Below are 25,986 nucleotides of genomic sequence, written 5' to 3' on the forward strand. Positions count from 1 at the left end.
AGATGTGTATAAGAGACAGGTCTGGAGGGACGTCAATTTCCAGATATTAGTGAGTTGGTGGTGCTCCAAGCAGTCTGGAGAGACGTTGGTTTCCAGATATTAGTGAGTTGGTGGTACTCCAAGTATTCTGGAGGGACGTCGATTTCCAGATATTAGTCAGTTGTTGGTACTCCAAGTATTCTGGAGAGACGTTGGTTTCCAGATATTAGTGAGTTGGTGGTGTTCCAAGCAGTCTGGATGGACATCCAATTCAAAATACTAGGTAGTTAGTGGTGCACAAAACTGTTTTTGGGAGGAATATTATCAGTATTAAAGAGGAAGCCCAAAACTACCTCCTTTAGCACATTCAACCAAAAAATTACCCAAGATATAACATAGTAAATTTCCATTTAGTAAATACTACAACTGGTGATGAAAATGCCTTGTCAATCAAGTGATGAATTAAAAGAATTGGTCAAAGAAGCGCGCCCAATCGCAAAACAAGGCCGAGTGGCAGACTATATACCTGCACTCGGAAAAGCAAATCCCAATGACCTGTCGATTGCAATTAACTATCCGGACGGTCGCTGTTTCTCTGCCGGGGACATTGAACGAAAAATCTCCTTACAAAGCATCTCGAAAGTCATAACACTTGCTCTTGTTTTAATGGACAGAAGCAAGGAGTATGTCTTTGCACGAGTTGGAATGGAGCCCACAGGGGATCCGTTTAACTCAATTGCAAAGCTAGAAACGATGGCTCCATCAAAGCCACTGAATCCAATGATCAATGCGGGGGCGCTTGCTGTAACCAATATGATAAAAGGGGATTCAGTGGAAGAGCGATTTCAACGACTACTAGCATTTATACGAAATTTGTCGGGTAATGATACGATTGAATATAATGAAGAAATTGCTCGCTCAGAATTCGAAACAGCTCATCTCAATCGAGCTTTATGTTATTTCTTGAAGCAACATCATATCATTGAAGGGGATGTTGAGCAGTTAATTGACCTCTATACAAAGCAATGTGCAATTGAAATGAATTGTCTTGATTTATCTAGAATTGGACTTGTTTTTGCATTGGACGGGGTTGACCCACAATTAGGAAAACAAATCATGCCCATGAACATAGCGCGCATTTGTAAAACTTTTATGGTGACCTGTGGCATGTATAACGCCTCGGGGGAGTTCGCGATAAAAATTGGCATACCTGCAAAGAGTGGCGTTTCTGGCGGGATTATGGGAGCTGTGCCTGGAAAATTTGGAATCGGTATCTTTGGTCCAGCATTAGATGATAAAGGTAATAGTATTGCAGGAATAAGACTTCTAGAGCTCTTGTCAAAAACGTATAACCTAAGTATGTTCTGAAACGAAAACATAATGGATACAATTTCATTGCAAACTTACACCGCATGATATATTATAGCTTATGCCTACATAAAACAATGGTATAAAAATTGAACAAAGCGTATAAAAAAGGGGGAAGGGTAATGGATTTTTCCGACAAACACATCCGCCCTAATTACGGTATTCTTACCGTCTTGATGGTTGGAGCTTTTATTTCATTTTTAAATAATACGTTACTAAATGTTGCTTTGCCCTCGATTATGACGGAATTAAAGGTTGATCCATCAACCGTTCAATGGTTAACAACGGGCTTCATGCTAGTTAACGGAATCCTGATTCCGACAACAGCATTTTTAATCGAAAAATTTACAGTTCGCCGTTTATTTTTAGTTGCGATGGGATTGTTTACAATTGGTACAATTCTGTCAGGTACGGCTCATGTTTTCTCCATCCTGCTTGCCGGGCGTATGATTCAAGCGTCTGGATCTGCGATTATGATGCCACTATTGATGAACGTGATGTTGGTAAGTTTCCCAGTTGAAAAAAGGGGAACTGCGATGGGGGTATTTGGATTAATCCTGATGTTTGCACCTGCAATCGGGCCAACTTTATCAGGTTGGATTATTGAACATTATGACTGGAGAATGCTCTTCCATTTTATCACTCCAATTGCAGCTGTCGTGTTTATCCTTGGATTTATCATGCTGAAGGATAAAAAGGAAAAAGTCTCATTACGACTCGACTTTTTCTCCTTAGTGTTATCAAGTATTGGTTTTGGAGGCTTATTATATGGATTCAGTTCCGCTGGAAATATGGGTTGGGGGAGTCCGTATGTCTACGGAACCATTATAATCGGAATTCTTTCTTTAACTTGGTTTATTATCCGTCAATCGAAGCTCGACATTCCAATGCTGAACTTTGGGGTCTATCGTTATCCGATGTTTGCTTTAGCTTCAGCAATTACAATGGTTGTCAATATGGCGATGTTTTCAGGCTTTTTACTTTTACCGATATATGCTCAAACGATTTTACGTATTTCGCCAATGGATACAGGTCTCATGTTGTTGCCTGGGGCAATTTTAAATGCGATTATGTCACCAATTAATGGGCGCTTATTTGATAAGTTTGGTGGACGTATATTAGCTACGGTAGGATTAGCAATCACAACTGTGACTACCTATTTTTTTAGTCAGTTAACATTTGAAACAACCTATACCCATCTCGTGATTTTACATGCGGTGAGAATGTTTGGGATGTCCATGGTATTCATGCCAGTTTCAACAAATGGATTGAATCAACTGCCACGTAATCTGTATCCACATGGTACGGCGGTGAACAATACGTTGAACCAAGTTTCTGCAGCGATCGGAACAGGCTTTTTAATTACGCTTATGTCACTTAAAGAGGAATCATCTATCGCGAATTTGTTGAAGAATATTCAGGGACAGCCTACCGAGGCACAAATGGGTCAAATTCAATTACAAGGTATGCTTGATGGTATTAATTTCACATTTTTCGTGTCAACTTTCCTTATTTTCCTTGCTCTCATTCTTGCATTCTTTATCAAACGTGCAAAACAGGAAGAGGATATTACCGGAAAAAATAAAACAAACCCTGGCATCAAACCTACATTAGCCAAGAGTTAAAAAAAGGAGAAATCCACCAACATGGGTTTCTCCTTTTTACTGTCTTAAAGCAGGTATTTTAATTTTGATGTTAAATTCCTCGTCTTTATGAACAAAGTCTAAAAATCCATTAGCTTCATGGACGACATCTTGAATGAGTTTAGTACCAAGCCCCTTGTGACCATCACCTTTCGTTGTTTTACCATAGCTCACGAACAGCTGATCAAGGACGTGTGTGGGAATCGGAAGAGAACTATTTTTACATTGTAAAATAAACAAACCACTTCTCTTATAAAATTGCAGCGTTAAAAAGGCTTGTTTATTATATTTGTTTTGCCATTCCTCACACGCATCGATGCTATTTGATAAGAGATTGCCGATTAGCGTGACGATTTGCTGATCAGACAACGGTAAAGTAGAAAGAGGTACATCAAAATCATATACGACCTCAATATGTAGTGCACTTGCTTTACGGTACATTTGATGGAGAATACCTGCCACGACGCCACGCTCCCCTTTGATAGAGAGGTTTGTCTCCTTGTAGCCTTCCACCAATTCATCCAAATATTGTTTGGCTTCCACGTTCTTGTTCGTTTCCAGCATAAAATGAATCGCAGATACATGCTTTAAAAAATCATGGCGTTCACTTCGAACAACACGAAACGTTTCATTAAATTGAGCACGTTGCTCATCGAAATGTTTAGCTTCTTCCAACAGAGTGTTCACTTTTTTTGAAAGAGCATATCGCGATAAAAATAAATAAAGGCATAGAATCCCTAAGACTAATGTGATGCCCCAATACATTGTTACGCCACCTTAAAAATAATTTTGTTGTAAAAAGTCAACTTTTTCTTTTGTAATCATTGCTTGTTCTTCGATGCCCTCGAATGTGACAATATACGAGTTTTTGGCATAGAGCGAAAAGTTTTTTACATAATGGATATTGATGATAAACGACCTGTGTGACCGAATAAAATCACGTTCCCGCAATTCTCCCTCCAGATCATTAAGAGTTTGGTATGTTTTAATCGGTCCTGTTTTTGTATAAATCGTCGTCGACCGGCCAGAACGCTCGATAAAAATGATGTCCTTTTTCTGCAGAATATGGATTTCATTTTTTTGCTTTAAATAAAGTCTTCCATGAATTTCAGCAGATTTTGTTTTCTCAAGTAATCGCTCAATGGATTTCACTAATCGTTCCTTCGGGTAGGGCTTCATAATATAATCGTGAACATTCAGCTCAAAAGCGTGGACGGCATAGCCGCTATTTCCGGTTACAAAAATCACGGAAATATTGAGCGCATGCGAGTGAATAATATCAGCAAGCTCATATCCAGATAAATTTGGCATCTCGATGTCAGCGATCAACAAATCAATTTCTTCTTTTTTTATTTGTTCATAGGCTTCCTCGGCAGACAAGGTAGAGAAGACAATCTCGACTTCGGGAATGCCACTCACAATGGCTTTTAACTTATCCAAATCAATCAAACGGTCATCTACAAGACCAACCTTCATATCGCTATCGACCTCACAAAAAACATCCAAATAGTAATTTCCAAATATAGTATCTTATTATTTTAACATCTTTATAGGGAAATTTGACCTATTCACGACAAAAAAGGGAACATTCGCGACATAACTAGAGATTTTGCAGATTGGTATGGCTATGATATAGACATAAGAACAAGACGAGGTGGAAAAAATGATTGAAATAAATGAAGTGACAAAAAAATTCAAAGATAAAAAGACTTCAATTACTGCGTTAAAACATGTGAAATTTACTGTTGAAAAAGGGCAAGTGGTTGGCCTGCTAGGAGAAAATGGAGCAGGAAAAACAACTCTCCTTCGAACAATTGCCACTCTTTTAACTCCGACAGACGGTTATGTAAAGGTGGCTGGGTACGATACACAAAAAAATCCCGAAGAAGTGAAAAAGAGAATCGGTGTTTTATTTGGCGGTGAAACCGGATTGTATGATCGCTTAACAGCTCGCGAAAATCTAGAGTATTTTGCAGTCCTGTATGGGTTAAGCAAGCATGAAACAAAAGTAAGGATTGATGAACTAGCGCGAATGTTTGGAATGAGAGATTACTTGAATCGAAAGGTTGGCGGGTTTTCTAAAGGGATGAGGCAAAAGGTAGCGATTGCGAGAACACTCATTCATAATCCAGAAATTATTCTATTTGATGAACCAACGACAGGTTTAGATATTACTTCATCCAATGTGTTCAGACAGCTTGTTCACCAACTCAAACGTGATGGAAAAACAATCATCTTTTCTAGCCACATCATGGAGGAGGTTTCCATGCTTTGTGATTCAGTGGCAATGATGCATAAGGGAGAACTTGTCTACCACGGTCACATAGAGGAGCTTTACCAATCAGAGGGAAGCCAGGATTTAAACTATATATTCATGAGTAAACTTGTGAGGGGGAACGAAACATATGCTTCGTAAAATATATGTGAAGGAATTAAAAGATTGCTTTCGCGATCGTCGAACATTAATACTTACTGTCTTATTACCAATAATCATGATGTCCGGAATGACATTTTTCTATGAAAATATGATTTCAGATGGCGAAGGGGATACATTCCAGCTTGCAGTTGAAGAAACTTCCATGATTGAAGCAGAAAGGATACTTTCAGGAGTAGAGAATGTTGATGTCATTCAATCTTCCAATCTGGAACAATCCATTCAAGACGGGGATGCACAAGCCGGCTTGAAATTAACGCCAAATTTCATTGAGGCTACACAAAATGGGGAGGAAGCAACAGTAACTCTAATTGGGGATTCCTTCAGTACAAAGTCTACTCAATTAAATGTGATTATTATGAATGCTTTGGCGGTTTTTGAAAAAACAGTTGTAGCTGAGAATCTTCAGGAAGACGGAGTAAACCCGTCTGTTATGCAGCCATTTGCAGTTGAACAAATCGAGCTTACAAATGAGGATCCAAATATTGAAATGCTTGCATTTTTAATTCCCTTGATCTTATCAGTTGCAATTGGGGTTGGCTCTGGACCTTCTGCATCAGACTTATTTGCAGGGGAAAAAGAGAAGAAAACAATGGAAGCTCTCTTAATGACGCCGGTTAAAAGATCTACCTTGCTGCTTGCAAAATGGCTAACGATTGCCACAATTGGGTCAGTGATAGCTATTATTACATTGGGTGTAGTTGCATTGGAGATTAGTTTGTTTACTGAAAATCTAAAAAATGCTGTATCATTTGGAGATGATGCTTATTTAATCATCGGAATCGCGATTTTACTTTCAATTATTTATGCAGCATTCACCGCCTCATTAATTATGATTACAAGTATTGCTGCGAAGACCATTAAAGAAGCGGGAAGCTATAGCAGTCCTGTCATGATGATTGCGATGTTCCCTGCCATGATTATAGTAGGGATTGGAGTGAATGAACTTACATCTTATCATTTCGCTGTACCAATTATGAATTTGTTTACATTATTAAAAGAATTGATGTTCGGAATTATTGACTATGAACATATTCTACTTGCCTTCGGTAGCAACATTGCATGTATGATCATTTTCTTTGTAATTGGTAGAATCATGTTTATGAAAGATAAATGGGTGATGAACTAACGAAAAAACGGCCAACCGATTCAGGTTGGCCGTTTTCTTATCAAACATCTTGAGCAAAACGCTCATCTGGAATCTTTGTAAGTGTGACATATAGACTCACATTTTCAGATCCGTCATTTAGAAAACTTAGGCTCTCTTCACCATTAATGACGATGACATCGTTCTTTTTTACTTTTACTTCTTGCTCATCAATTGTAAAGGTCCCTTCGCCAGTAAGAACATGTAGATATACATTTGAACCCGGATGTTTATGAGCAGGTAGTATTTGTTTTGGCATAAAGTTTAATACAAAGACAGTACTCCCGCCTTCTTTAAAAATGATCCGTTTTGTAAGTCTTTCCTCATTATATTCAATAAAATTGTCGAGCATTTCCTTTTTCATTTGAATCGCTCCCTAATCATATTCTCCGTCTATCTATACCCATTATAGAGTAGGATTAAAAGCATGACTGTGATTTATATCATTTTTTTGATGGAAAATGAATAATCCACATCTAAGTTAAAAGAAACTTCAGTATAATGGTAGTATTACGACTAAAGTAGTATTGTCTAACTTGTTCGAAAGGGTGTTTTAATGAAGCGATTAATGAAAAATGAGTCTTTATTATTTTACTTTTTTGGATCATTTCTCTTTATGGAAACGATTTTTAGGATTATAACAGCTGAAGTTTTATTTACTGTTGATTATGTTCGATCTGTCGTTTTTTTACTTCCCATTTGTTTAGTCCTCTTTTTAATTTGCAGTTTTTTTAATGGATCATTTAACTTTATAATTGCACTTTTACTTTTAGGTATAGCTTCATTGATTTATTCATCCCAGATTATTTACTATAAGTTTTTTAAAACGTATTACATGATTTACTCACTTGGAAATACAGGTCAAATCATGGAATTTAAACGAGATATTTTCAATGTAATTGTTGAAAACGTGATTTTCCTTATTTTCCTTTTTCTACCCTTTATTGGTTTGGTCTTGTTTAAAAAGAAGTGGATAACATTTATGAAAATTGGCTGGTTAAATCGACTCATTGTTTTATTTTGTATCATTCTCTTTCAATTTACTGGAATGGCAACAATTTACGCAGGCGGAAAGGAATCACATTCAGCCTATGATTTATATTACAATAGCAATCTTCCAAACCTTTCTGTTGAACGATTTGGCATCCTAACAGAGATGCGCATTGATCTTCAACGACTGCTTGTAGGGTGGACGCCTAAAATTGAGGTACCTACTAATACGTCAAAACCAGTTTTCAGTCATAAACCACTACCACAAAGGGAGTCTAATGTAAAAAAAACGCCAGAAAAAATAGATCCAAAGCCCATAGAATATAACAAACTAGTGATCGACTTTGATGAATTAATTGCAAACGAAGCAAATGAGGAAATCCGAAACATGCATCGTTACTTTACCTCAGTTGAACCCACTAAGAAGAATGCATACACCGGTAAATACAAGGGATATAACCTTATCCTGATTACAGCTGAAGGTTTTTCATCTTATGCTGTTCATAAGGAGGTAACACCGACCCTTTATAAGCTCGTCAATGAAGGTTATCAATTTACCAATTTTTATAATCCGATTTGGGGAGTAAGTACGTCAGATGGAGAATATGTGGCTTTAAATAGTTTAATACCGAAAAGTGGAGTTTGGAGCTTTCAACGTTCGGGGAGCAATCTCTTACCGTTTGTCATGGGAAACCAATTGAAGAAACAAGGATATAAAACAACCGCATATCACAATCATACCTATACGTATTATGGACGGGACATCTCACATCCAAATATGGGTTATGACTATTATGGTCTTGGAAATGGTTTGGATATAAAAAAGACCTGGCCAGAATCAGACCTTGAGATGATGGAAAAGACAATTCCAGATTATATAGAAAACGAGCCTTTTCATACGTATTACATGACTGTTAGTGGCCATATGCAATACTCATTTATGGGAAATTTTATCGCAAATAAAAACAAACAGCTTGTGGAAGAGCTTCCGTATTCTGAACAGGCAAAGGCCTATCTGGCAACACAAATTGAGTTAGACAGAGCGCTGGAAACACTGATGGCTGAACTTGAGAAGAAGGGGATTGCTGAGCACACATTGATTGCCTTAAGCGCTGACCACTATCCATATGGGCTTGAGAAGGAAACGATCGACGAACTTGCAGACCATAAGGTTGAGGAAAATTTTGAACTCTATAAAAGTACATTTATCCTGTATACAAAAGGAATGAAGCCAGTCGTCATTGAAAAACCTGTTTCTAGTTTAGATATTCTCCCGACTCTATCTAATTTGCTTGGGCTTGAATATGACTCAAGGCTATTGATGGGAAGAGATATTTTCTCGGATGCCGAACCGCTTGTCGTTTTTCAAAATCAAAGCTTTATTACGGATAAAGGAAGCTACAACTCGATTACCAATGCGTTTACTCCAAATGAAGGAGAAGCTGTGAATGAGGGGTATGTCCAGAACATACTCCGACGTGTGCAGGAAATGTTCTATTACTCTGCGAAAATAGTAGAGCTAGACTATTATCGAACAGTATTTGGGAATGAATAAAATATATCGATTAAATAGGAAGTGGGACCAAATAATTAAAAGGGGGTCCTGTTTCCTTTTTTTTGATAACTCCGAATAGATAAGTGTTATATAACAATAATATTGAGTTGTCTACCAAGTTGGACTATAATTCTTAATATACGGAATATTACAAAACAAAAAAGGGGGAATGTATGTGCAGGCTTTTACAGATTGGGTAAATGGGATCCTTTGGAGCCCGGTCATGATTTATGGGATGCTTGGGGTAGGACTTTTATTTTCAATTTTAACTCGCTTTTTACAGGTAAGGCACATCAAGGATATGACAACCCTTATGTTTAAAGGGAAAAGCTCAGATGCAGGGGTTTCTTCGTTCCAGGCCTTAGCTGTTTCGTTATCAGGTCGCGTAGGAACAGGGAACATTGCTGGTACTGCAACTGCCATTGCGTTTGGTGGTCCCGGTGCTGTTTTTTGGATGTGGGCCATTGCTTTTATCGGAGCATCTACGTCCTTTATTGAATCAACATTAGCTCAAATCTACAAAGAAAAGCAAGATGGTCAATATCGAGGAGGACCAGCATATTACATAGAAAAAGGAATTGGTTGGAAGTGGTATGGAATTGTATTTGCGATCGCGACTCTTCTAGCGATGGCGTTTCTAATGCCAGGAATCCAATCGAATTCGATTGCCGCTGGACTTGACAATGCTTTTGGGATTAACAAATGGGTAACTGCAGCCATTCTGGTCGTCTTAATTGGTGCAATTATTTTTGGGGGTATCAAAAGGATTGCAAATGTTGCGCAGTTTGTAGTGCCATTTATGGCATTAGGTTATATTTTAATGGCAATTGTTATTATGATTATGAATATTGATCAGTTTCCGGCTGTCATTGCTTTAATTTTTAAGAGTGCTTTTGGAGCAGAGCAAGCATTTGGTGGTATTATCGGGATGGCGATTTCGTGGGGAGTAAAACGTGGTATTTACTCAAATGAAGCTGGCCAAGGAACAGGTCCACACGCAGCAGCTGCGGCGGAAGTATCGCATCCGGCTAAACAAGGTTTGGTTCAGGCATCGGCTGTATATATTGATACATTATTAGTATGTTCAGCAACTGCCTTCATGATTTTATTCACGGGTATGTACAATGTGCAAGCACCAGACGAGTCTTATATTGTAAGCAATTTAGGTGAAACCGTTGAGGCAGGACCAGCGTATACTCAGGCAGCTGTTGAAACGGCACTTCCTGGATTTGGTGCAGGATTTACAGCAATCGCTTTATTCTTCTTTGCCTTCACAACCATTATGGCTTACTACTATATGGCTGAAACGAATATTGCCTATTTAATAAGAGGCAGGGACAGTCGGGTGGCCATGTTGATTCTTAAAATTGTATTATTAGCATCAATGACTTACGGAACAGTGAATGAGGCAAAGCTAGCATGGGCATTCGGTGATATTGGGTTAGGTTTAATGGTTTGGCTGAACGTCATTGCCATCCTCATTTTAGCGAAACCGGCATTGATAACATTGAAGGACTACGAGAAACAGCGTAAGGCAGGTGTTGATCCAGTCTTTGATCCGGAAAAGCTTGGAATTAAAAATGCAGATTACTGGGTGAATGATTATGTACACGATGACAATCCATCAGGTTCACTAGCTAATAAGGATAAGTCATTCCCAGGATAAAAGGGGGAGGGATCGTCGACTTTAGGTCACGGTCCCTTTTTTATTAATAAGATATAATCATTCCACCCTTACCCGCGTAGGTTCCCATCGTGGCACCCATATAATTAAGCATGACATCTTTCGGATGACATTGAGCAATGATTTCATTTTTAAGTGCTTCCGCTTCTTCGATGTTACCTGTATGAGTGATGCCAAAAACGGTCTCTGAAAAATCCGATTTAGATTGCTTGATGACCTCTAACAATCTCTTTTGTGATTTTTTCTTCCCGCGGATTTTTTCAGATATCTCGACAGTGCCACCGTTTCCTCTTTGTAATAACACTTTTATATTGAGGAGCTTTGCAAGAGATCCTTGAAATTTGCTTAACCGGCCACCTTTTACAATATTTTCAAGTGTATCAAGGAGAATGTAAATGTTCATGTTTTCACGGTATTCAGTGAGATTTGCGATAATTTCATCCAGCGAATGCCCTTGTTCAGCAAGTTCAGCAGCTCTTAAAATTTGCATGCCGTGTCCTAAAGAGCCTGCTAATGTATCGAAAACAGTTACTTTATTTTCGGTAAGATCCTTTCCTATCGTTGCAGACTGGTAGGTTCCGCTTAATCCAGAAGAAATCGTCAAACATAGAATATCTGAATCAGCTGGGAACTTGGAGTATGCTGCTGCAAAAGTAGCAGGGGATGGTTGAGAAGTTTTTGGAAGTTCGGCTGCCACAAACATCTTCTTAAAGAACTCCTGTGGCGTTAAATCCACACCTTCTTGATAATCCTTCCCTTCAATCGACACATTCATAGGAACTACCGTAATATCATATTTTTGAAGTAGCTCAATTGGGAGGTCTGCAGAGCTATCTGTTACAATTTAATCATTCTAAATCCCTCACATTTTTAACTATCTGTTATTTTAAGTATATCATTTCCGTATGAAAGATACGTTTTACAACACTTACAACGGTTTTATTTGATAAAAGAATTCAAATCTATGCTAATCTAGTTTAAAATTGAACATATACACAATTTGAGCATGTATAAGGAAGGTCTACTATGTCTGAAGAAAATATAACGAGGATCGAATTAGATGGTAAGGAATACATATTAATTGGTACAGCACATGTTTCAAAGCATAGTGCAGAACAAGTTAAAGAAGTGATTGAAGCAGAACAACCAGATTCAGTATGTATTGAACTGGATGAACAGAGATATCAGTCGATGATGGAAGGTAACAAGTGGAAGGAAATGGATATCTTTAAAGTCATTAAAGAGAAAAAAGCCACATTGCTTCTCATGAACCTAGCGATTTCCTCCTTTCAAAAACGAATGGCAAGTCAATTTGGAATCAATGCCGGTCAAGAAATGCTGCAGGGGATAGAGTCAGCAAAAGAAGTTGGAGCCGAACTCGTTTTGGCGGACCGTAACATTCAAGTAACGTTTTCGAGGATTTGGAATGCTGTTGGGTTCACCGGCAAGATGAAATTATTAATGTCGATTATTTACAGTATATTTAGCAACGAAACGATATCTGAGGAAGAGCTTGAAAAAATGAAGTCCCAAGATATGCTGAATTCCATGCTTACTGAATTCTCAACAAGTTTTCCAAGGTTAAAAACGCCTCTCATCGATGAGCGGGATCAGTATTTAGCACAAAAAATTAAACATGCCCCTGGAGAAAAAGTAGTAGCCGTACTTGGGGCTGCACATGTTCCGGGAATCAAGGAAGAAATCAAAAAGGAACATGATTTGAAGAAGTTAACTCAGCTTCCTCCAAAATCGAAAGTGCCAAAAATGCTAGGTTGGGCGATTCCGATTTTAATTGTGGCAATCATTGTCTATACCTTTTTTTCCAATCCAGAAGCAGGCCTACAGCAAACCTTAAGCTTAGTTTTGTGGACTGGCTCATTTTCAGCAATTGGCGCTGCAATTGCTTTAGGACATCCATTAACAATTGTAACTGCCTTTTTTGCAGCACCAATAGGGGTGATGCATCCATTAATTGCAGCGGGATGGATAGCTGGCTTTGTCCAAGCCTTTTTACGCCGCCCAAGCGTGAAGGACTTTGAAACACTTTCAACAGATGTCTACAGTGTAAAAGGTTTCTGGCACAACAAAGTAACACGCATCTTACTGATTATTGTTTTATGTAACCTCGGTACAACTCTCGGCTTATTTATTGGTGGCGCAGATGTTGTAAGATTGTTTATCAAAAATTTATGATACGAAAAACCCCTGTCCGCATAGGATAGGGGTTTGTTTTGAGGTGCTTTTTAAAAAATTAGTGCCGAAATGACAAGTAGATTCGGCATTCATAATTGTTCCAGCAATTGGGAAGTTGTTTTGGGCCATTAATAAGGAACTGCTGAAAATATATAAGCGGAGGTTTTCCGTTTAATTTCCGAATGGGCTTCGGATAGGCAAATATAAAAGGAGGATTTCCGGTTATCCAAAGGAAAAGCCTTCTTTTTTGTATTTTTAGAGTCCATAAGCGGAATCTCTCCGTCTATATTGGCTAATTTCAGTGCTTTTTACTGATTAGGCGGAATTTGTCCGTCTAATCAACGGCCGGGGTGCGTAGCCTGTTCCCACAACCGATAAGAGTGTCAATTGTATGTCGAAAATAAAAACCTTTGCAAATAAAGAAAATGACGTGTGCCAATTTACACGTCATTTTTAATGTCATTTAGTAATAAAGCACCCTAAATCGGAACCCTTTATCGCAATGGACAGGTCTTTTCAGTATTAGTTAACACCCTTCATGAACTTTTGAATCTTAGGTGAAACAAATAATAGGATAATACCTAAAACGATAGATGCCCCACCAATGATTCCGAAATAAGCCATTTCTGTTTCAGGTGTATAGAATTTAACAAGCTGTGCATTAAGAGCTTGCGCTGCAGCATTTGAAAGCATCCATAAGCTCATCATCTGTGCAGTAAAAGCAGCAGGTGCTAATTTCGTTGTAGCGGAAAGTCCGACTGGTGAAATTAATAGTTCTCCAAGAACAACGATGAAATAACTTAGTACTAGCCATAATGGATTGACTAATGCATCCGCTCCTGCAAAATAACCTGGTAAAAGAATCACAAGGAATGAAAGACCAGCAAACAGCAATCCTAATGAGAATTTCTTAGGAACTGAAGGTTGGCGATTTCCAAGCTTCACCCAAAACCATGCGAAAACCGGTGCAAGGACAATAATAAATAATGGGTTTAATGATTGGAACCAAGCTGGTGAAATTTCCATACCTGCAAAATTTAATTGTGTACGTGTATCAGCATAGTTAGCAAGAATGGTTGCCCCTTGCTCTTGAATAGACCAGAACATAACAGCTGCTAAGAATAAAGGAATATACGCTAAGATTCTTGAACGCTCAACATCTGTTGTTTTTGAACTACGGTACATTGTAACAAAATAAAGAGTAGGAATTAAGAAACCAAGTATACCAATAAGTGCAATAAATGAATCAAATGTAAGGAAACCTGTTGGGATTCCAACTGCAACTAAAATGGCAACAACAATTACACCTATAGCAATTTGTGTATAAACTTCTTTCTTTTCAGTTGGTGCAAGTGGGTTAGGAACAATTGTACCAGCAAGTCCAAGATTCTTTTTCTTTGTTAAAACAAACATAACTAAACCTACGAACATACCAACAGCGGCAATTGAGAAACCTAAGTGGAAATTATGCTTCATTCCAACTTCACCAACGATTAATGGAGCAAGGAAGCCACCAAGGTTGATACCCATATAGAAAATACTAAATCCGGCATCACGACGTGAATCTGTTTCACTATAAATCTCACCGACAACACTAGATACATTCGGTTTTAATAATCCTGTACCAAGTACAATAAGGACCATTGAGATAAAGAATAAAGTGATGGTTCCAGGAATCGAAAGTGCGATATGACCTAACATAATTAAAATCCCACCGTAGAACACGGCTTTTGAAGTACCGAAAATCCGGTCTGCTAACCAACCACCAATAATACCTGACATGTATACGAGTGATCCATAAATAGACATGATTGCCATCGCGGTATGCTGGTTAAGACCAAGACCACCTTCAGTTACTTCGTAGTACATGTAGAATAATAGAATAGCTCTCATACCATAATATGAGAATCGCTCCCAAAATTCTGTGAAGAAAAGTGTGAATAGTCCTTTAGGATGTCCGAAGAATCCCTTTTGAGGAACACTATCCACAATTTTCTGTCTATTATAGCCTGACATAACAAAACCTCCAAAATAGTATGTTAATATAATAATCTAAAAAATTTCACTATGTCAAACATAAGAAAATTCCGATTTAACACCATATTTTATAAGGTTTTAAATTTTTGGTGGATTGAAAAGGTTTTATAGATTGTTTTTTTAATAAAATAAGCAGATTGCATTTGCAATCTGCTTGATGTTTCTATAAAAGGGTAATTTTTCAATCATTTATGGTGTGAATTATATAAAATGTATAATAATGCCAGCATCACAATATCTAATCTTACCGCAAATGCAAAGTGTAGGAAGCCTGTATGTAGGATAGGAACTTTTACTAACAGGATGGCTGCAATCATAATGACAAGTAATGGAATCGTTGCTTTTTTAACTTCCTTATTGAGTAAAATAAGAGTTCCACAAAGAATTTCAAGGATAGCGACAATATACATGACCAATTCTGGTGCAGGTAATGGTAGATTCATAAAGGTTGAGCTTAGTTCATTGCTAAGAAGTTTCATAGCACCAGCTGTCATAAATACATAGCCAACAGCATAACGAATAAGTTTTAAGCTGGAAAATGTTTTATTCATGATTCTTCCCTCCTTTTCTATTACACTATGCCGGGAGGGACAAACTATTCTTACAATACGTCTCAGAAAAATAAATACATAAAAAGTAGTAAGTGAACCGAAATTGATTGAATGAATAAAATAGGCAAAAGACATCTTTAGAGAGGATGATGTATTTTGTCTTTTTATAATAGGGCGCGACCCATTGGGGTTATTGCCTATACTTCTAGTCAAGGTGGACAATATGACATTTGGCTTTTTAATCTTCAAAATGGAACTCGGGTACAGCTTACGAATGGAGTAGCTGATTCTTTTTCAAAACCTTTTTGGTCAGGTGATAATAGTAAAATAGCTTTTGTTGGGAAGAATCGGATCATATATGTCATCTACCTTTCAACTGGTCGAATTGCAGCCATCGATCAAATTGGTCCCGATGAGGATCTAACATTGGATTGGTCACCAAATCATCGGACACTAGCTTACACAACGCGAAATCAGATTATACTTTATGATGTTATCTCACACCGAGCAGCAAGTATTTCGGCTCCGAGTGCAACGAATGTACAGTGGTTTCCAAATGGAAGAGAGCTTCTTTTTCAAGGAGACGATTCTTCAGGCATCCAGCAACTATTCCGTATTAATATAAATGGCTCTGGTAGAAGGCAAATTACAGGAAATACAGAAGATCCGTTACATGATGTTTCACTATCTCCAGACGGAACATTTGCCCTTTACACGACACCGGGAGCGAGTATTTCACTGATTCGTACAGTTGATTTAATGTCGGGAGATGTTTACGAAATCAAAGGCGGTAAGCAAGCAAAAAATTTCTACCCAACATGGTCTCCGAACTCACAGCAAATTGCCTTTAGTGCAACAGCCTACACTGAAGGAACTGGCTATTATAATGAAATACGGATTGTGGGAAAACGCGGTGGAAACGAACGAGTGCTTACGAAATCTACATGCTATGCAACACCTGTTACATGGTCCCCTGATAGCCGTTTTATTGCTTATTTATCTGGCTGCTCTCAACAAGGCTTGGCAACCGAAATGTGGATGATAGATTTACAGAATCCGTCCCCAGTCATGCTCACGAGAGAAAATGTAATTGGAAATCTGAGTTGGTCTTCTGGGAATATTCGACCTGAGCAAGCGGTCTATTCAAATGGAACGTATAGAGTGCGATTCCAGTATCCATCGAACTGGGAACAGGTAGATCCGGAGAGATATGAAGGGGCAGATGGATTCTTTCAGATTTCCGCCATCGGGGGTGGGGATGATATTCATGAAGTGTGCAAGGGAGAGGCCTATCACCAGTTGATGCCATATGGTTCCTCACCTCGGATTTACCGAACAAGAATAAGCGGTCAAGAGGCCTGCTTAATTTTTCCGTCTGCAGATCAACCCCCTGAAATGAAGCGCCAGGCAGCAGCCATCGTTAGATATTCTGTCCCTGTAAAAATTGACGGTTCAACCTATAATTACATTATTTTATGGGCGGAAGAAGTTCATCTGAGTTCAATCGCAAGAACGATTATGTTTTTATAAAAAAAGAGTTGCAACCTGATTGGCTGCAACTCTTTTTACATTTCACGCAGTTGTTTAGATAAAGAACTGATTTCGTCTTCAAGTTCTGCAATTTGACGCTCCAACGGTGAAATATTCCCGTTTACAGAATCTAATTTTTCTAAATCGTTTTGAAGGCGGACATAGTCTAATTTTAGCTCGCCCAGTTTGTATTCTATTTCTTTTTTATCCATTAATTGGCCTCTTTCCACGTTTTTCTTACATTATAACATGCGTCATTTTGCTTCGCTTGGTTCAGGAACGCGCGTTAAAATGATAAAACCGATGATGAATAAGATGACTAAGCTAAAGACACCGGTATTTGATTTGCCTGTAATTTGGGCTGTTACGCCCACTAATAGCGGGCCCATAATGGCTGCAAACTTTCCAAAGATATTGTAAAAACCAAAGAACTCATTCGCATTTTGTTTGGGTACAAGCTTCGCAAAATAGGAGCGACTTAATGCCTGGATTCCACCCTGTGAAGTTGCGACAAGCATCGCGAGGATCCAGAAATCCAAAGTGGTTTTTAAGAAATACGCATACACGCAAACAATGATGTAAACAAAAATTCCAACATAAAGCATCTTTTTACCCGTGAATTTTTGTGCCAATCTACCGTAAAGAATGGCAAATGGAGCAGCGACAACCTGTGTCACAAATAACACAATTAATAGATTTGTAGCATTAATACCAAGATCTGTTCCGTAGGCTGTTGACATTGAAATAACGGTACCAACTCCGTCGATATAAAAGAAGTAGGCTACTAAGAACAAAAACACGGCACGGTATTTTTTGATTTCTTTAAAGGTCGTTTCAAGTCGTTTGAAGCTATTCGCGACCGGGTTTGGTTCACGCTCAATATAGTAGCGCTGATGGACATTTTTAAAAAGCGGGATTGAGAAAAGCCCCCACCAGATGGCAGTGATGAGAAAGGCAATCTTGCTGGCAACTGTTGCAGAGATCGGTAGAATTTCTTTTTGTGCAAGTAAAATAATCGCGATTGCAAGCAGGAATGGAATTGTACTACCGATATAACCGAGTCCATATCCGCGTGCAGAGACGCGGTCCATTTTTTCCTCGGATGTGACATCAACAAGAAAGGCATCATAGAACACATTCGCTCCTGTTGAGCCTAAGGCGGCAAACGTATAAACAATCAATAAAAGCAGCCAATTATCACTTGGAACAAACGCCAATAAAGCTGTAGCAGATACCCCTAAAGCAAAGAAGAACGTGAAAAATTTCTTTTTGTAGCCTTGGTAATCTGCAATCGTTCCTAAAATAGGACCTAGCATCGCTAAAATAAACGTAAAAATGGCAATGGTGTAACCAAGATAAGCCGTTGAATCTGCAGCATCAACACCCGCATTCGTTGCAGCAGCCTTGTAAAAAATCGGAAAAACAGCGGTTGTAATAATAATCGAATACGCCGAATTGGCCCAATCATAATACATCCAACTCGATTCCTCTCTCGTAAACCCCTTCATCCCATAACCCCCTTAAGAGTGACCAGAGGGACGGTTCCACTGGTCCCTTATTCAATGATATTTAGTTGAACCAGAGGGACGATTCCATTGGTCCCTTATTCAATGATATTTAGATGGAGCCAGAAGAACCGTCCCTGCGGTTCCTGGAACCGGAAGAACCGTCCCCGTGGTCCCCGTGGTCCCACAACAGCTCTTCAATAACATGACCGTCGGTTGTTCCGAGGTCGAGGCCTAGTAGGCGGGCAAAGGTTGGGCCTTCGTCTACTAGGTGCATTGCTGGAATCTCGATGTTTGGTCGAATGCCCTTTCCAGATGCGATGAGCACAGTTGTGTAGTTCTCTTTTTCCGGTGAGTAGCCGTGACTAGCATATGTATAGCGTTTTTCGCGGACATCTTCAGCTTTGATTTCATCGATGTACTCACCTTCAAGATTTTCCTTGAAATAGTAGCCGAGGCGCGCTTCGATCATAAATGTTGCATTATCATCGGCGCCTTTTTCTTTAGCCTCACTCGTAGTTCGAATGCGTTCAATTCCGTTCTCTTCATGTTCGCTTAAATCGGTTAAAAGAGTCCATACTTGTTCTTGCGTTTTCGTATCATTTTTATCTTTGAGATAAATATATGCGGAGCCGTCGCAGCTTTTGCAGTAGGCTTTCCAATCTAGCACTTTCCCCTCATTGTTCACAGTAAGAAGTCCAGCTTTTTTTAACAGTACATTCGGTTTGACCGCTTTGGATTCATCTAACGCACTATGGTCACCTAATGCGATGATCGTCGTTTTATCATAGATTCCAGTTTCCTCAAGTGCATTTATGATTCGACCAAGTCGTTCGTCATGGCGAAGAAGGGCAGCCATTGCTTCATCCGAGGAAAACCCATGATAATGGCGCTGTGAATCTAAATCGACAAAATGGACAAGCATTAAATTTGGCTGTTTCGTCTTAATCGTTTCAACGGTCGACTCCAGGACGAAATCATCAAGTTCAGGCTGATTTAGCCCATTTCGTAAGTGGCCAAATTTACGATTCATTTCCAACTGATACAGCGGGCTTCCATTAAATAGGGAAACAAAAATTTGGTTTTGCCAAGGACGATTTGCGAAAATCTCTGGCATATTGTAATCAATACTAGCTTTAGCCGTAACAGGCCACAGAAGAGCTGCTGTCGTCATACCGGCTTTTTTAGCTTCATCATATAAGGTTGTACTTTTCACATGACGACGATGCCAATACCAATCCGGCGAAATCCTGCCAGGTTGAAGAAATGTATTGTTCACAATCCCATGATTCCTCGGAAACTTACCTGTGACAATCGTCGCATGACATGGGTAAGTCACAGAAGGATAGATTGTTTCAACATTCCGGCAATACGAAGCATGTTCTAATAGCTTCTTAAAGTTGGGAAGCTTTTCGATGATTGGAAAATCGAGTGATGATAGACAGTCAAATGAAATGACGAGTAAATGATTAGTAAGTCGAGACATAGGGATGTTCATCCTCCAAAAGTCTTATAATCTACTTTTAATATAACAGAAAATTGGCAATTAAAATATGAAAATAGTGTAAACGCAACGTAAAAAAGTATTCATTTCGATGGTGGATGGAATATAATAAATGTTATGTTGATTTAACTTTATTCAGTGAAGTTTCCATTTTAATAATAGGGATATAAGCAAGGAGAACGTATCATGTACGAAACACACACCATTAGAGAAAAAATAAAATTGATTTTTGTGATGCTGATCCCGATTTTAATTACTCAGCTCAGTATGTTTTCCATGGTCTTTTTTAATACGATCATGACGGGGCGGTTTAATTCTTCAGACTTGGCAGGGGTAGCCATCGGTTCTTCGATATGGAATCCGATTTTTACAGGGCTTAGTGCCATTTTACTTGCGGTATCACCCATTGCTGCCCAAAGGTTTGGTGAAAAGAAGAGCAATGAGGTATCAACTGTTGTATCGAGCGGAATTTATTTAAGCTTCATTATTGGGGCTGTAGTTATCTTAGCGGGAGTCATCTTTTTAAACCCATTGTTAAACATGATGAACCTTCCCGAAAGTGTTCACCAAACGGCGCATGACTATTTAGTAGGCTTGAGCTTTGGAATCATTCCACTGTTTATTTTTAATGTACTACGGTCATTTATTTATGCGTTAGGGATTACGAGAGTAGTTATGTTTGTATTATTGGTATCTGTGCCTATTAATCTTCTATTAAATTACGTGTTGATTTTTGGAGCATGGGGCTTTCCTGCGCTCGGCGGTGGGGGAGCAGGACTTGCAACCTCGATAACGTATTGGGTGGTTGTGGTCATTACGGCTTTCATCGTGATCGCAAAAGAACCGTTTTCATCTTATAAAGTCTTCGTGGGGCTAAAAGGGTTTACTTTTAAAGAAAGTAAGGAGATTTTAAAAATCGGTATCCCTATGGGTCTATCCACCTTTTTCGAAACAAGTATGTTTGCAGTCGTAACCATTTTAATAAGTAAGTTTTCGGTCACAACCGTTGCGGCGTATCAATCCGCCTTAAACATCGTTTCGTTCCTCTATATGATTCCGGTGAGCATTTCGATGGCATTGACGGTTTTAGTGGGATATGAGGTAGGTGCGCGCCGCTATAAGGATGCAAAAATTTACTCATGGCTCGGGATTGCACTCTCCATGTTGATTGCGCTCGTCACGGGATTATTTGTGATTCTCTTCCGCTTTGAAGTGGCAGGACTATATTCAACGGAAACTGCGGTTATCACATTAACCGCACAATTCTTGATTTACGCTTTATTTTTTCAGGTGTCAGATGCCATTCAAGCAACGGCACAGGCTGCTTTAAGAGGATATAAAGATGTCAATATCGCGTTCGTGATGACATTGATTGCCTATTGGCTCATCTGCTTACCAGCTGGATGGGGGCTGGCGCACTTCACAGATTTAGGGGCAGCCGGTTACTGGCTCGGACTGTCATTCGGTTTACTCGCAGCAGGTGTTGGATTATCAGCAAGACTCAATCACATACAACGCACACGGTTTTCCGAGGAGAAGATGGTGGGATAAGCTTCGATAAGGGCTTCCGAATGCTAAGATTTAGTTTTCAAAAACAAACTGGGCGAACTTTCACTTCAGATGTCTTTGGGATCTGCTCTCAGAGACAAAACCAGACCACTCAGGTTAAGAAATGTCCTGGATCCTCATTACTAACTTTTGGATGTGAAGGTGTTTGCGCCAATGTCTGAATCGAATGAATGTGTATGAAAACCTGCTTTACAGCTACTTACATGTAGTAAAAGATCCAGTCAAACAAAAATATGTATAAAAAAGGAAGGGGAGCCCCTTCCTTTTTTTATTGTTCTCCAAGAAAGTTCACAAACTCGCTTCCGGTTAATTCAAGGTTTTTCGGAACACGGATGATGAGAAAATCATAATTAAGGGGCTTTTCACCATTAAACCTTCTATCAAACTCATCTGTTATCCCCCCACCTCTAAATTGGGAAATTACAAAATCATTATGAAAGCTATGAAGTTTTACCTCATGCTCCATTGCAGGATTCGCAATCAAAGAATTACCCTGGATTGAGAAGGTTGGCGTTGGGATTTCGTCGTAAAAATCGTACCCATTGAATTGTGTATTTGCTACATAATAAATAATCTCGATCGTTTGGTCGTCATTTTCTTTACGGTCAAAAATGGTATACATGTTGATGTTATCCAAATATTGAATATTAAGATTCGCTTGGTCAAACGGGATATTCCATCTTTCTTTTTCTTTTATCGCTTCCACGTTTTCAAATGTCTCTTGTTCAATCGCCTGATGAATTTGCTCGAATGACAGATCAGGGCTTTCAGCTGTATCAATGGTTGACTTTGGGAGGCAATAATAGACAATGACGGCGACTGCCAAGATCATAAAATATGTCCCGAGTAATAGTTTCGTGAGCTTTGCACCTGTATACTTTTTACCGAAAAATATGGTTAGAAAAACAAAAGCTAAAATAAACAACAAGATGATAAAGGGAAGTACAGTACCGATTACTGTCATTATTTTCGAACCTCCAATCGGTTAGTTGCCGCAATCACAATCCACACCAATAGGGCAACTGTCACGACAACCTTGATGGTGAATAGCAGAATCGATGTTTCGTTTGCAAAAAACATAAACCCTGAAAATGTGTGATACGTTCTTCCTTCATAAATTGCCCATCCCATGAATAGGGCTGGTATCACAAACCCGAACAGTTTGTTTATTTGTGTAAACATTCCGACGAAATATCCAAGTGCCGCAAACAAAATCAGGTATAAGGCACCAATATAAATTCCAACTAGCAAATCAGAAAAGGATAGAAAAAAATGAGGGGTGATGATCAACTTGTTGCTTTCTTTGAAGTAAAGAATCACCCTTAACAGAATCCCAACAAAAGTTGAGGTGATACTGGCAATGAAAGAATAGACCACTAGCATTCCGAACGTGGAGAGATGGCTACTCATTCGGTTTGTCACAAATGAAAAATCAATATAATGATAGGGTTTTGTCGTTAGTGTGATTGCCGTAATAAAAGCCCAGAAGGCTGTAAACACAAAAACCATGCTTCCGGAGTAGGTGGAAATGGATATTCCACTAAGCCCCATCTGCCCAACGCCATTAAAAGAAAACATTAGCGCAATGGCCTGCACAATTACAAGGCTTGTAAACGCACCGTAATACGCGCGTACCTTAAAAAATAATTGCTTTTTTACAACATCAAGTAAACTAGCATTAGTTAAAGACATCATTGATACCCCCCTTATTCTTTGCCGTGAGATACACACAAAGATCTTCTGTCGCAACAGGTGAAAGTTCAATCCCACGTTTCTTCGCTTCCAGCCAAGTTGCCTCTGGATAAATATCCTTTACAACGGAATACGTATAGTCATGACCGAAGTCCTCAACATAAATAACTTCCATGCCTTTTGTCACTTGTTCGATCACGTCCGTTTTTCCGCGAAGCCCGACCGCAAACTCCTTTAAATCGTCAATTGGCTCATGAAGCACGACACTGCCATTCCGAATGAGGAGAACATTTTCTAGAATACTATCGATTTCATTTAGAAGATGGCTTGAAAAGAGGATGGTTCTCGGGTGTGCAATGTAATCTTTCAATAATGCCTTGTAAAAGTCCTTACGTATTGCCGCATCCATTCCGGTTGTTGGTTCATCGAAGATTGTAATTGGGCAGCGGGCTGAGAGACCGATAATCATATTAAAGGTACTTTTCATTCCTTTCGAGAGATGATGATGTAGCTGCTTTGGATTTAAATCAAAGTAATCAAATAGACGTTTGGCCAAGTGGTCATCCCAATTCGGATAAAAGCCTGCACTTGCTTTTAAAATCTCGGATAAATTTAACCAAGGCGGAAAGACCATATTGTCATCCACAAAAATAAGATTGGAAGATACTTTTAAATTATTGAACGGATTCTCAGAAAACACGTCAACCTCTCCAGAAGAAACTGGGAAAAATCCAGCGATAATTTTTAAAAGAGTTGTTTTTCCTGCACCATTTCTCCCAATGACGCCTGTTATTGTATTTGGCTTGATTGTAAAAGTGAGGTGATCTAAAGCTTTCATATCACCATACAGTTTTGATACGTTGTTCACATCAATCGCATTCACTTCTGATTCCCCCTTTGCCGTTCCTTTTCTTCCTTAATTAGATTGATCAATTCTGTTTCGTTAACCCCTAGACGTTCCGCTTCCAGCACTAGTTCGTAAACGAGATTTTTCATTGTTTGACTTTTCCTTTTCTCTAAAATAAATTGCGTGGCATTCGGCGTCACAAACATGCCAAGGCCGCGCTTTTTATAGAGGATATTTTCGTCTGCAAGGAGATTGAGCCCCTTCGCAGCAGTAGCAGGATTAATATTGAACATCTCCGCAAGCTGATACTGGGAAAACACCTTATGATCCTCAGGTATCGCTCCACTCAAAATCTCAGTTTCAATCCATTCAGATATTTGGACATAAATAGGTTTTGCGCCATCCTGCTTAAACTTCATATAAACACCTCCTTAGGTGAATATGTACATTAGTGCATTAGTGATATAATGTACTATACTACATCCTATGAAGAATTTCCAGATAATTTACTATATTTTTCGAAAATGGACTATAATTAGGGTAGAGATTTGTGGAAAGTACTTTTGTTGAAAATACGCCTCAAGTCTTAGATTCTTGTAATTTCTAGGTCCATAGTTTGAATAAATATCTTATAGTATAGTTAACTTGAGGAAAAAGAGAATATGAAGGGGAAAAGGTTGAGTTGATGGTGTGGAAATCCCGTTCATTGAGGAGATGAAGGGGAAAAGGACTTGCTGGTGGTGTGGAAATCACGTTCATCGAGAGGACGAAGAGGAAAAGGCAGTGTTGGTAACGAGGAAATCCCGTTCATCGAGGGGATGAAAGGAAAAAGTCCGCGATGGTGCGATGGAAATCCTGTTCATCAAGTCGATTAAGACCCGAACGGAGCGATCATCCCGTGTGAGAGTCCCTCATCCAGCTTATGTCTCCCAAAACCCAGAGCTCCACACCCAGAACCAAGAAACCAACAAAGTCCATCATCACCCCTTTTCGTAGGGCGTCACATACATGAACAACACCATTTTTTCCCTCTAAAGTTTTTGAAACCAACGTTCGTGTTGGTTCGTATATAATAATAAGACAGTATGTTAGGAGTCGATGGTATGAATTCGTTTCTCGCTTTTATTGTTAAATCGTTTATTTCAGTGCCAACAACGGCTACTGTTTGGTTAGTAAGCTTTTTTGCATTTGATCAAACATTCCTACTTTCGTCTGGATTTGCATTAGTGGGTGGCGGTATTGCCTATTTTGGAACGTCAGCCATTATCAAACAATCCTTTTTACGAAAACATCGCCTAACGAGGAAGGAATATCAGTATATTGAGAGAAATTTAAAAGAAGCAAAGAAAAAACTTGCGAGACTCAATAAATCCCTTTTTACCGTTCGTCACATCCCGTCATTAAAACAAAGAGTCGACCTGCATCGTGTCACCAAGAAAATTTATCGCTTATCGAAGAGTGAACCGCGACGCTTTTACCTGGCAGAACGATTCTATTTTTCACATCTTGATTCAGTTGTGGAGTTAACAGAGAAGTATGCGTTTCTATCATCCCAACCGAAGAAAAATAGCGAGCTTGAGCGGTCACTGCACGAAACACGAAGGGTACTTGAAGAATTAACACACACGATTGAGAAGGATTTACACAAAATGCTCACGAATGATATAGACGACTTACATTTCGAAATTGATGTGGCAAAGAACTCGAATAAACAAGCAAATGATTCTGCATTTCTTGATCAAAACAGGAGGTAAATGA

At 39.0% G+C, this 25,986-nt stretch carries 23 protein-coding genes; 10 read left to right on the plus strand and 13 right to left on the minus strand.

Annotated features, from left to right (window positions below; all coding sequences use genetic code 11):
* Nucleotides 1-417 precede the first annotated feature (417 nt).
* A complete protein-coding gene (glsA, locus tag E1I69_RS09465; RefSeq protein WP_136379367.1) occupies nt 418-1,347 on the plus strand; it encodes a glutaminase A in 930 nt (309 codons plus the stop codon).
* Between the two features lie 122 nt (nt 1,348-1,469).
* On the plus strand, nt 1,470-2,972 hold the full coding sequence (locus tag E1I69_RS09470; RefSeq protein ID WP_136379368.1) for a DHA2 family efflux MFS transporter permease subunit: 1,503 nt from the start codon (nt 1,470-1,472) through the stop codon (nt 2,970-2,972).
* A 36-nt stretch (nt 2,973-3,008) separates the two neighbouring features.
* Here E1I69_RS09470 and E1I69_RS09475 read toward each other — a convergent pair whose 3' ends face one another.
* Nucleotides 3,009-3,755, minus strand: a complete 747-nt coding sequence (locus tag E1I69_RS09475) for a sensor histidine kinase (protein ID WP_136379369.1) — start codon at nt 3,753-3,755, stop codon at nt 3,009-3,011.
* Nucleotides 3,756-3,767: 12 nt separating this feature from the next.
* Nucleotides 3,768-4,466: a LytR/AlgR family response regulator transcription factor gene (locus tag E1I69_RS09480; RefSeq protein ID WP_136379370.1), complete on the minus strand. Its 699-nt coding sequence runs from the start codon at nt 4,464-4,466 to the stop codon at nt 3,768-3,770.
* A gap of 187 nt (nt 4,467-4,653) precedes the next feature.
* Here E1I69_RS09480 and E1I69_RS09485 point away from each other — a divergent pair, with 187 nt between their 5' ends.
* Entirely contained in the window at nt 4,654-5,406 is a 753-nt protein-coding gene (locus E1I69_RS09485) for an ABC transporter ATP-binding protein (protein WP_136379371.1), read from the plus strand.
* Nucleotides 5,396-6,553, plus strand: a complete 1,158-nt coding sequence (locus E1I69_RS09490) for an ABC transporter permease (RefSeq protein WP_136379372.1) — start codon at nt 5,396-5,398, stop codon at nt 6,551-6,553. Before E1I69_RS09485 ends, E1I69_RS09490 begins: the two co-directional genes overlap by 11 nt.
* 40 nt (nt 6,554-6,593) lie before the next feature.
* Here the strand turns inward: E1I69_RS09490 and E1I69_RS09495 are convergent, their stop codons facing one another.
* Nucleotides 6,594-6,935, minus strand: coding sequence for a cupin domain-containing protein (locus E1I69_RS09495; protein ID WP_136379373.1), 342 nt, complete (start codon nt 6,933-6,935; stop codon nt 6,594-6,596).
* Nucleotides 6,936-7,127: 192 nt separating this feature from the next.
* On the opposite strand from E1I69_RS09495, the gene E1I69_RS09500 reads away from it, so the two are divergent.
* Both E1I69_RS09500 and E1I69_RS09505 read left to right on the plus strand, forming a co-directional pair.
* A complete protein-coding gene (locus E1I69_RS09500; RefSeq protein ID WP_136379374.1) occupies nt 7,128-9,116 on the plus strand; it encodes an LTA synthase family protein in 1,989 nt (662 codons plus the stop codon).
* Between the two features lie 169 nt (nt 9,117-9,285).
* Nucleotides 9,286-10,782, plus strand: coding sequence for an alanine/glycine:cation symporter family protein (locus E1I69_RS09505; RefSeq protein WP_136379375.1), 1,497 nt, complete (start codon nt 9,286-9,288; stop codon nt 10,780-10,782).
* Between the two features lie 43 nt (nt 10,783-10,825).
* Here the strand turns inward: E1I69_RS09505 and E1I69_RS09510 are convergent, their stop codons facing one another.
* Nucleotides 10,826-11,644: a DegV family protein gene (locus E1I69_RS09510; protein WP_136379376.1), complete on the minus strand. Its 819-nt coding sequence runs from the start codon at nt 11,642-11,644 to the stop codon at nt 10,826-10,828.
* Nucleotides 11,645-11,826: 182 nt separating this feature from the next.
* On the opposite strand from E1I69_RS09510, the gene E1I69_RS09515 reads away from it, so the two are divergent.
* Nucleotides 11,827-12,993: a TraB/GumN family protein gene (locus tag E1I69_RS09515; RefSeq protein WP_136379377.1), complete on the plus strand. Its 1,167-nt coding sequence runs from the start codon at nt 11,827-11,829 to the stop codon at nt 12,991-12,993.
* Between the two features lie 522 nt (nt 12,994-13,515).
* Here the strand turns inward: E1I69_RS09515 and E1I69_RS09520 are convergent.
* Both E1I69_RS09520 and E1I69_RS09525 read right to left on the minus strand, forming a co-directional pair.
* Nucleotides 13,516-15,009: a peptide MFS transporter gene (locus tag E1I69_RS09520; protein ID WP_136379378.1), complete on the minus strand. Its 1,494-nt coding sequence runs from the start codon at nt 15,007-15,009 to the stop codon at nt 13,516-13,518.
* A gap of 206 nt (nt 15,010-15,215) precedes the next feature.
* Entirely contained in the window at nt 15,216-15,581 is a 366-nt protein-coding gene (locus tag E1I69_RS09525; RefSeq protein WP_136379379.1) for a DoxX family protein, read from the minus strand.
* 156 nt (nt 15,582-15,737) lie between these two features.
* Between E1I69_RS09525 and E1I69_RS09530 the strand changes: the two genes are divergently transcribed.
* Complete coding sequence (locus E1I69_RS09530; protein ID WP_242634571.1) at nt 15,738-17,111, plus strand: TolB family protein; 1,374 nt, start codon at nt 15,738-15,740, stop codon at nt 17,109-17,111.
* A 35-nt stretch (nt 17,112-17,146) separates the two neighbouring features.
* Here E1I69_RS09530 and E1I69_RS24705 read toward each other — a convergent pair whose 3' ends face one another.
* The 3 genes from E1I69_RS24705 to E1I69_RS09540 all read right to left on the minus strand — a co-directional run bounded on the left by E1I69_RS24705 (nt 17,147) and on the right by E1I69_RS09540 (nt 20,102).
* The gene (locus tag E1I69_RS24705; protein ID WP_165439153.1) at nt 17,147-17,323 is read right to left on the minus strand and encodes an SE1832 family protein; all 177 of its coding nucleotides are present in this window, start codon (nt 17,321-17,323) and stop codon (nt 17,147-17,149) included.
* Nucleotides 17,324-17,365: 42 nt separating this feature from the next.
* Entirely contained in the window at nt 17,366-18,619 is a 1,254-nt protein-coding gene (locus E1I69_RS09535) for an MFS transporter (protein WP_136379381.1), read from the minus strand.
* A gap of 109 nt (nt 18,620-18,728) precedes the next feature.
* Entirely contained in the window at nt 18,729-20,102 is a 1,374-nt protein-coding gene (locus E1I69_RS09540; protein WP_136379382.1) for an alkaline phosphatase family protein, read from the minus strand.
* A gap of 204 nt (nt 20,103-20,306) precedes the next feature.
* Between E1I69_RS09540 and E1I69_RS09545 the strand changes: the two genes are divergently transcribed.
* Complete coding sequence (locus tag E1I69_RS09545) at nt 20,307-21,671, plus strand: MATE family efflux transporter (protein WP_136379383.1); 1,365 nt, start codon at nt 20,307-20,309, stop codon at nt 21,669-21,671.
* A 286-nt stretch (nt 21,672-21,957) separates the two neighbouring features.
* On the opposite strand, the gene E1I69_RS09550 is transcribed toward E1I69_RS09545, so the two are convergent.
* From E1I69_RS09550 to E1I69_RS09565, 4 genes are read right to left on the minus strand one after another with little or no spacing between them, the layout of a single operon-like run.
* Nucleotides 21,958-22,653, minus strand: a complete 696-nt coding sequence (locus E1I69_RS09550) for a hypothetical protein (protein WP_136379384.1) — start codon at nt 22,651-22,653, stop codon at nt 21,958-21,960.
* On the minus strand, nt 22,653-23,384 hold the full coding sequence (locus tag E1I69_RS09555; RefSeq protein WP_161974871.1) for a hypothetical protein: 732 nt from the start codon (nt 23,382-23,384) through the stop codon (nt 22,653-22,655). The genes E1I69_RS09550 and E1I69_RS09555 overlap by 1 nt, the downstream gene beginning before the upstream one ends.
* The gene (locus E1I69_RS09560) at nt 23,368-24,264 is read right to left on the minus strand and encodes an ABC transporter ATP-binding protein (RefSeq protein ID WP_136379386.1); all 897 of its coding nucleotides are present in this window, start codon (nt 24,262-24,264) and stop codon (nt 23,368-23,370) included. The genes E1I69_RS09555 and E1I69_RS09560 overlap by 17 nt, the downstream gene beginning before the upstream one ends.
* Complete coding sequence (locus E1I69_RS09565) at nt 24,261-24,647, minus strand: GntR family transcriptional regulator (protein ID WP_136379387.1); 387 nt, start codon at nt 24,645-24,647, stop codon at nt 24,261-24,263. Before E1I69_RS09565 ends, E1I69_RS09560 begins: the two co-directional genes overlap by 4 nt.
* Nucleotides 24,648-25,331: 684 nt before the next feature.
* Between E1I69_RS09565 and E1I69_RS09570 the strand changes: the two genes are divergently transcribed.
* Nucleotides 25,332-25,982, plus strand: coding sequence for a 5-bromo-4-chloroindolyl phosphate hydrolysis family protein (locus E1I69_RS09570; RefSeq protein ID WP_136379388.1), 651 nt, complete (start codon nt 25,332-25,334; stop codon nt 25,980-25,982).
* The last annotated feature ends 4 nt before the right edge of the window (nt 25,983-25,986 follow it).

The organism is Bacillus timonensis (assembly GCF_004799755.1).
Lineage (GTDB): Bacteria > Bacillota > Bacilli > Bacillales > Bacillaceae_L > Ferdinandcohnia > Ferdinandcohnia timonensis_A.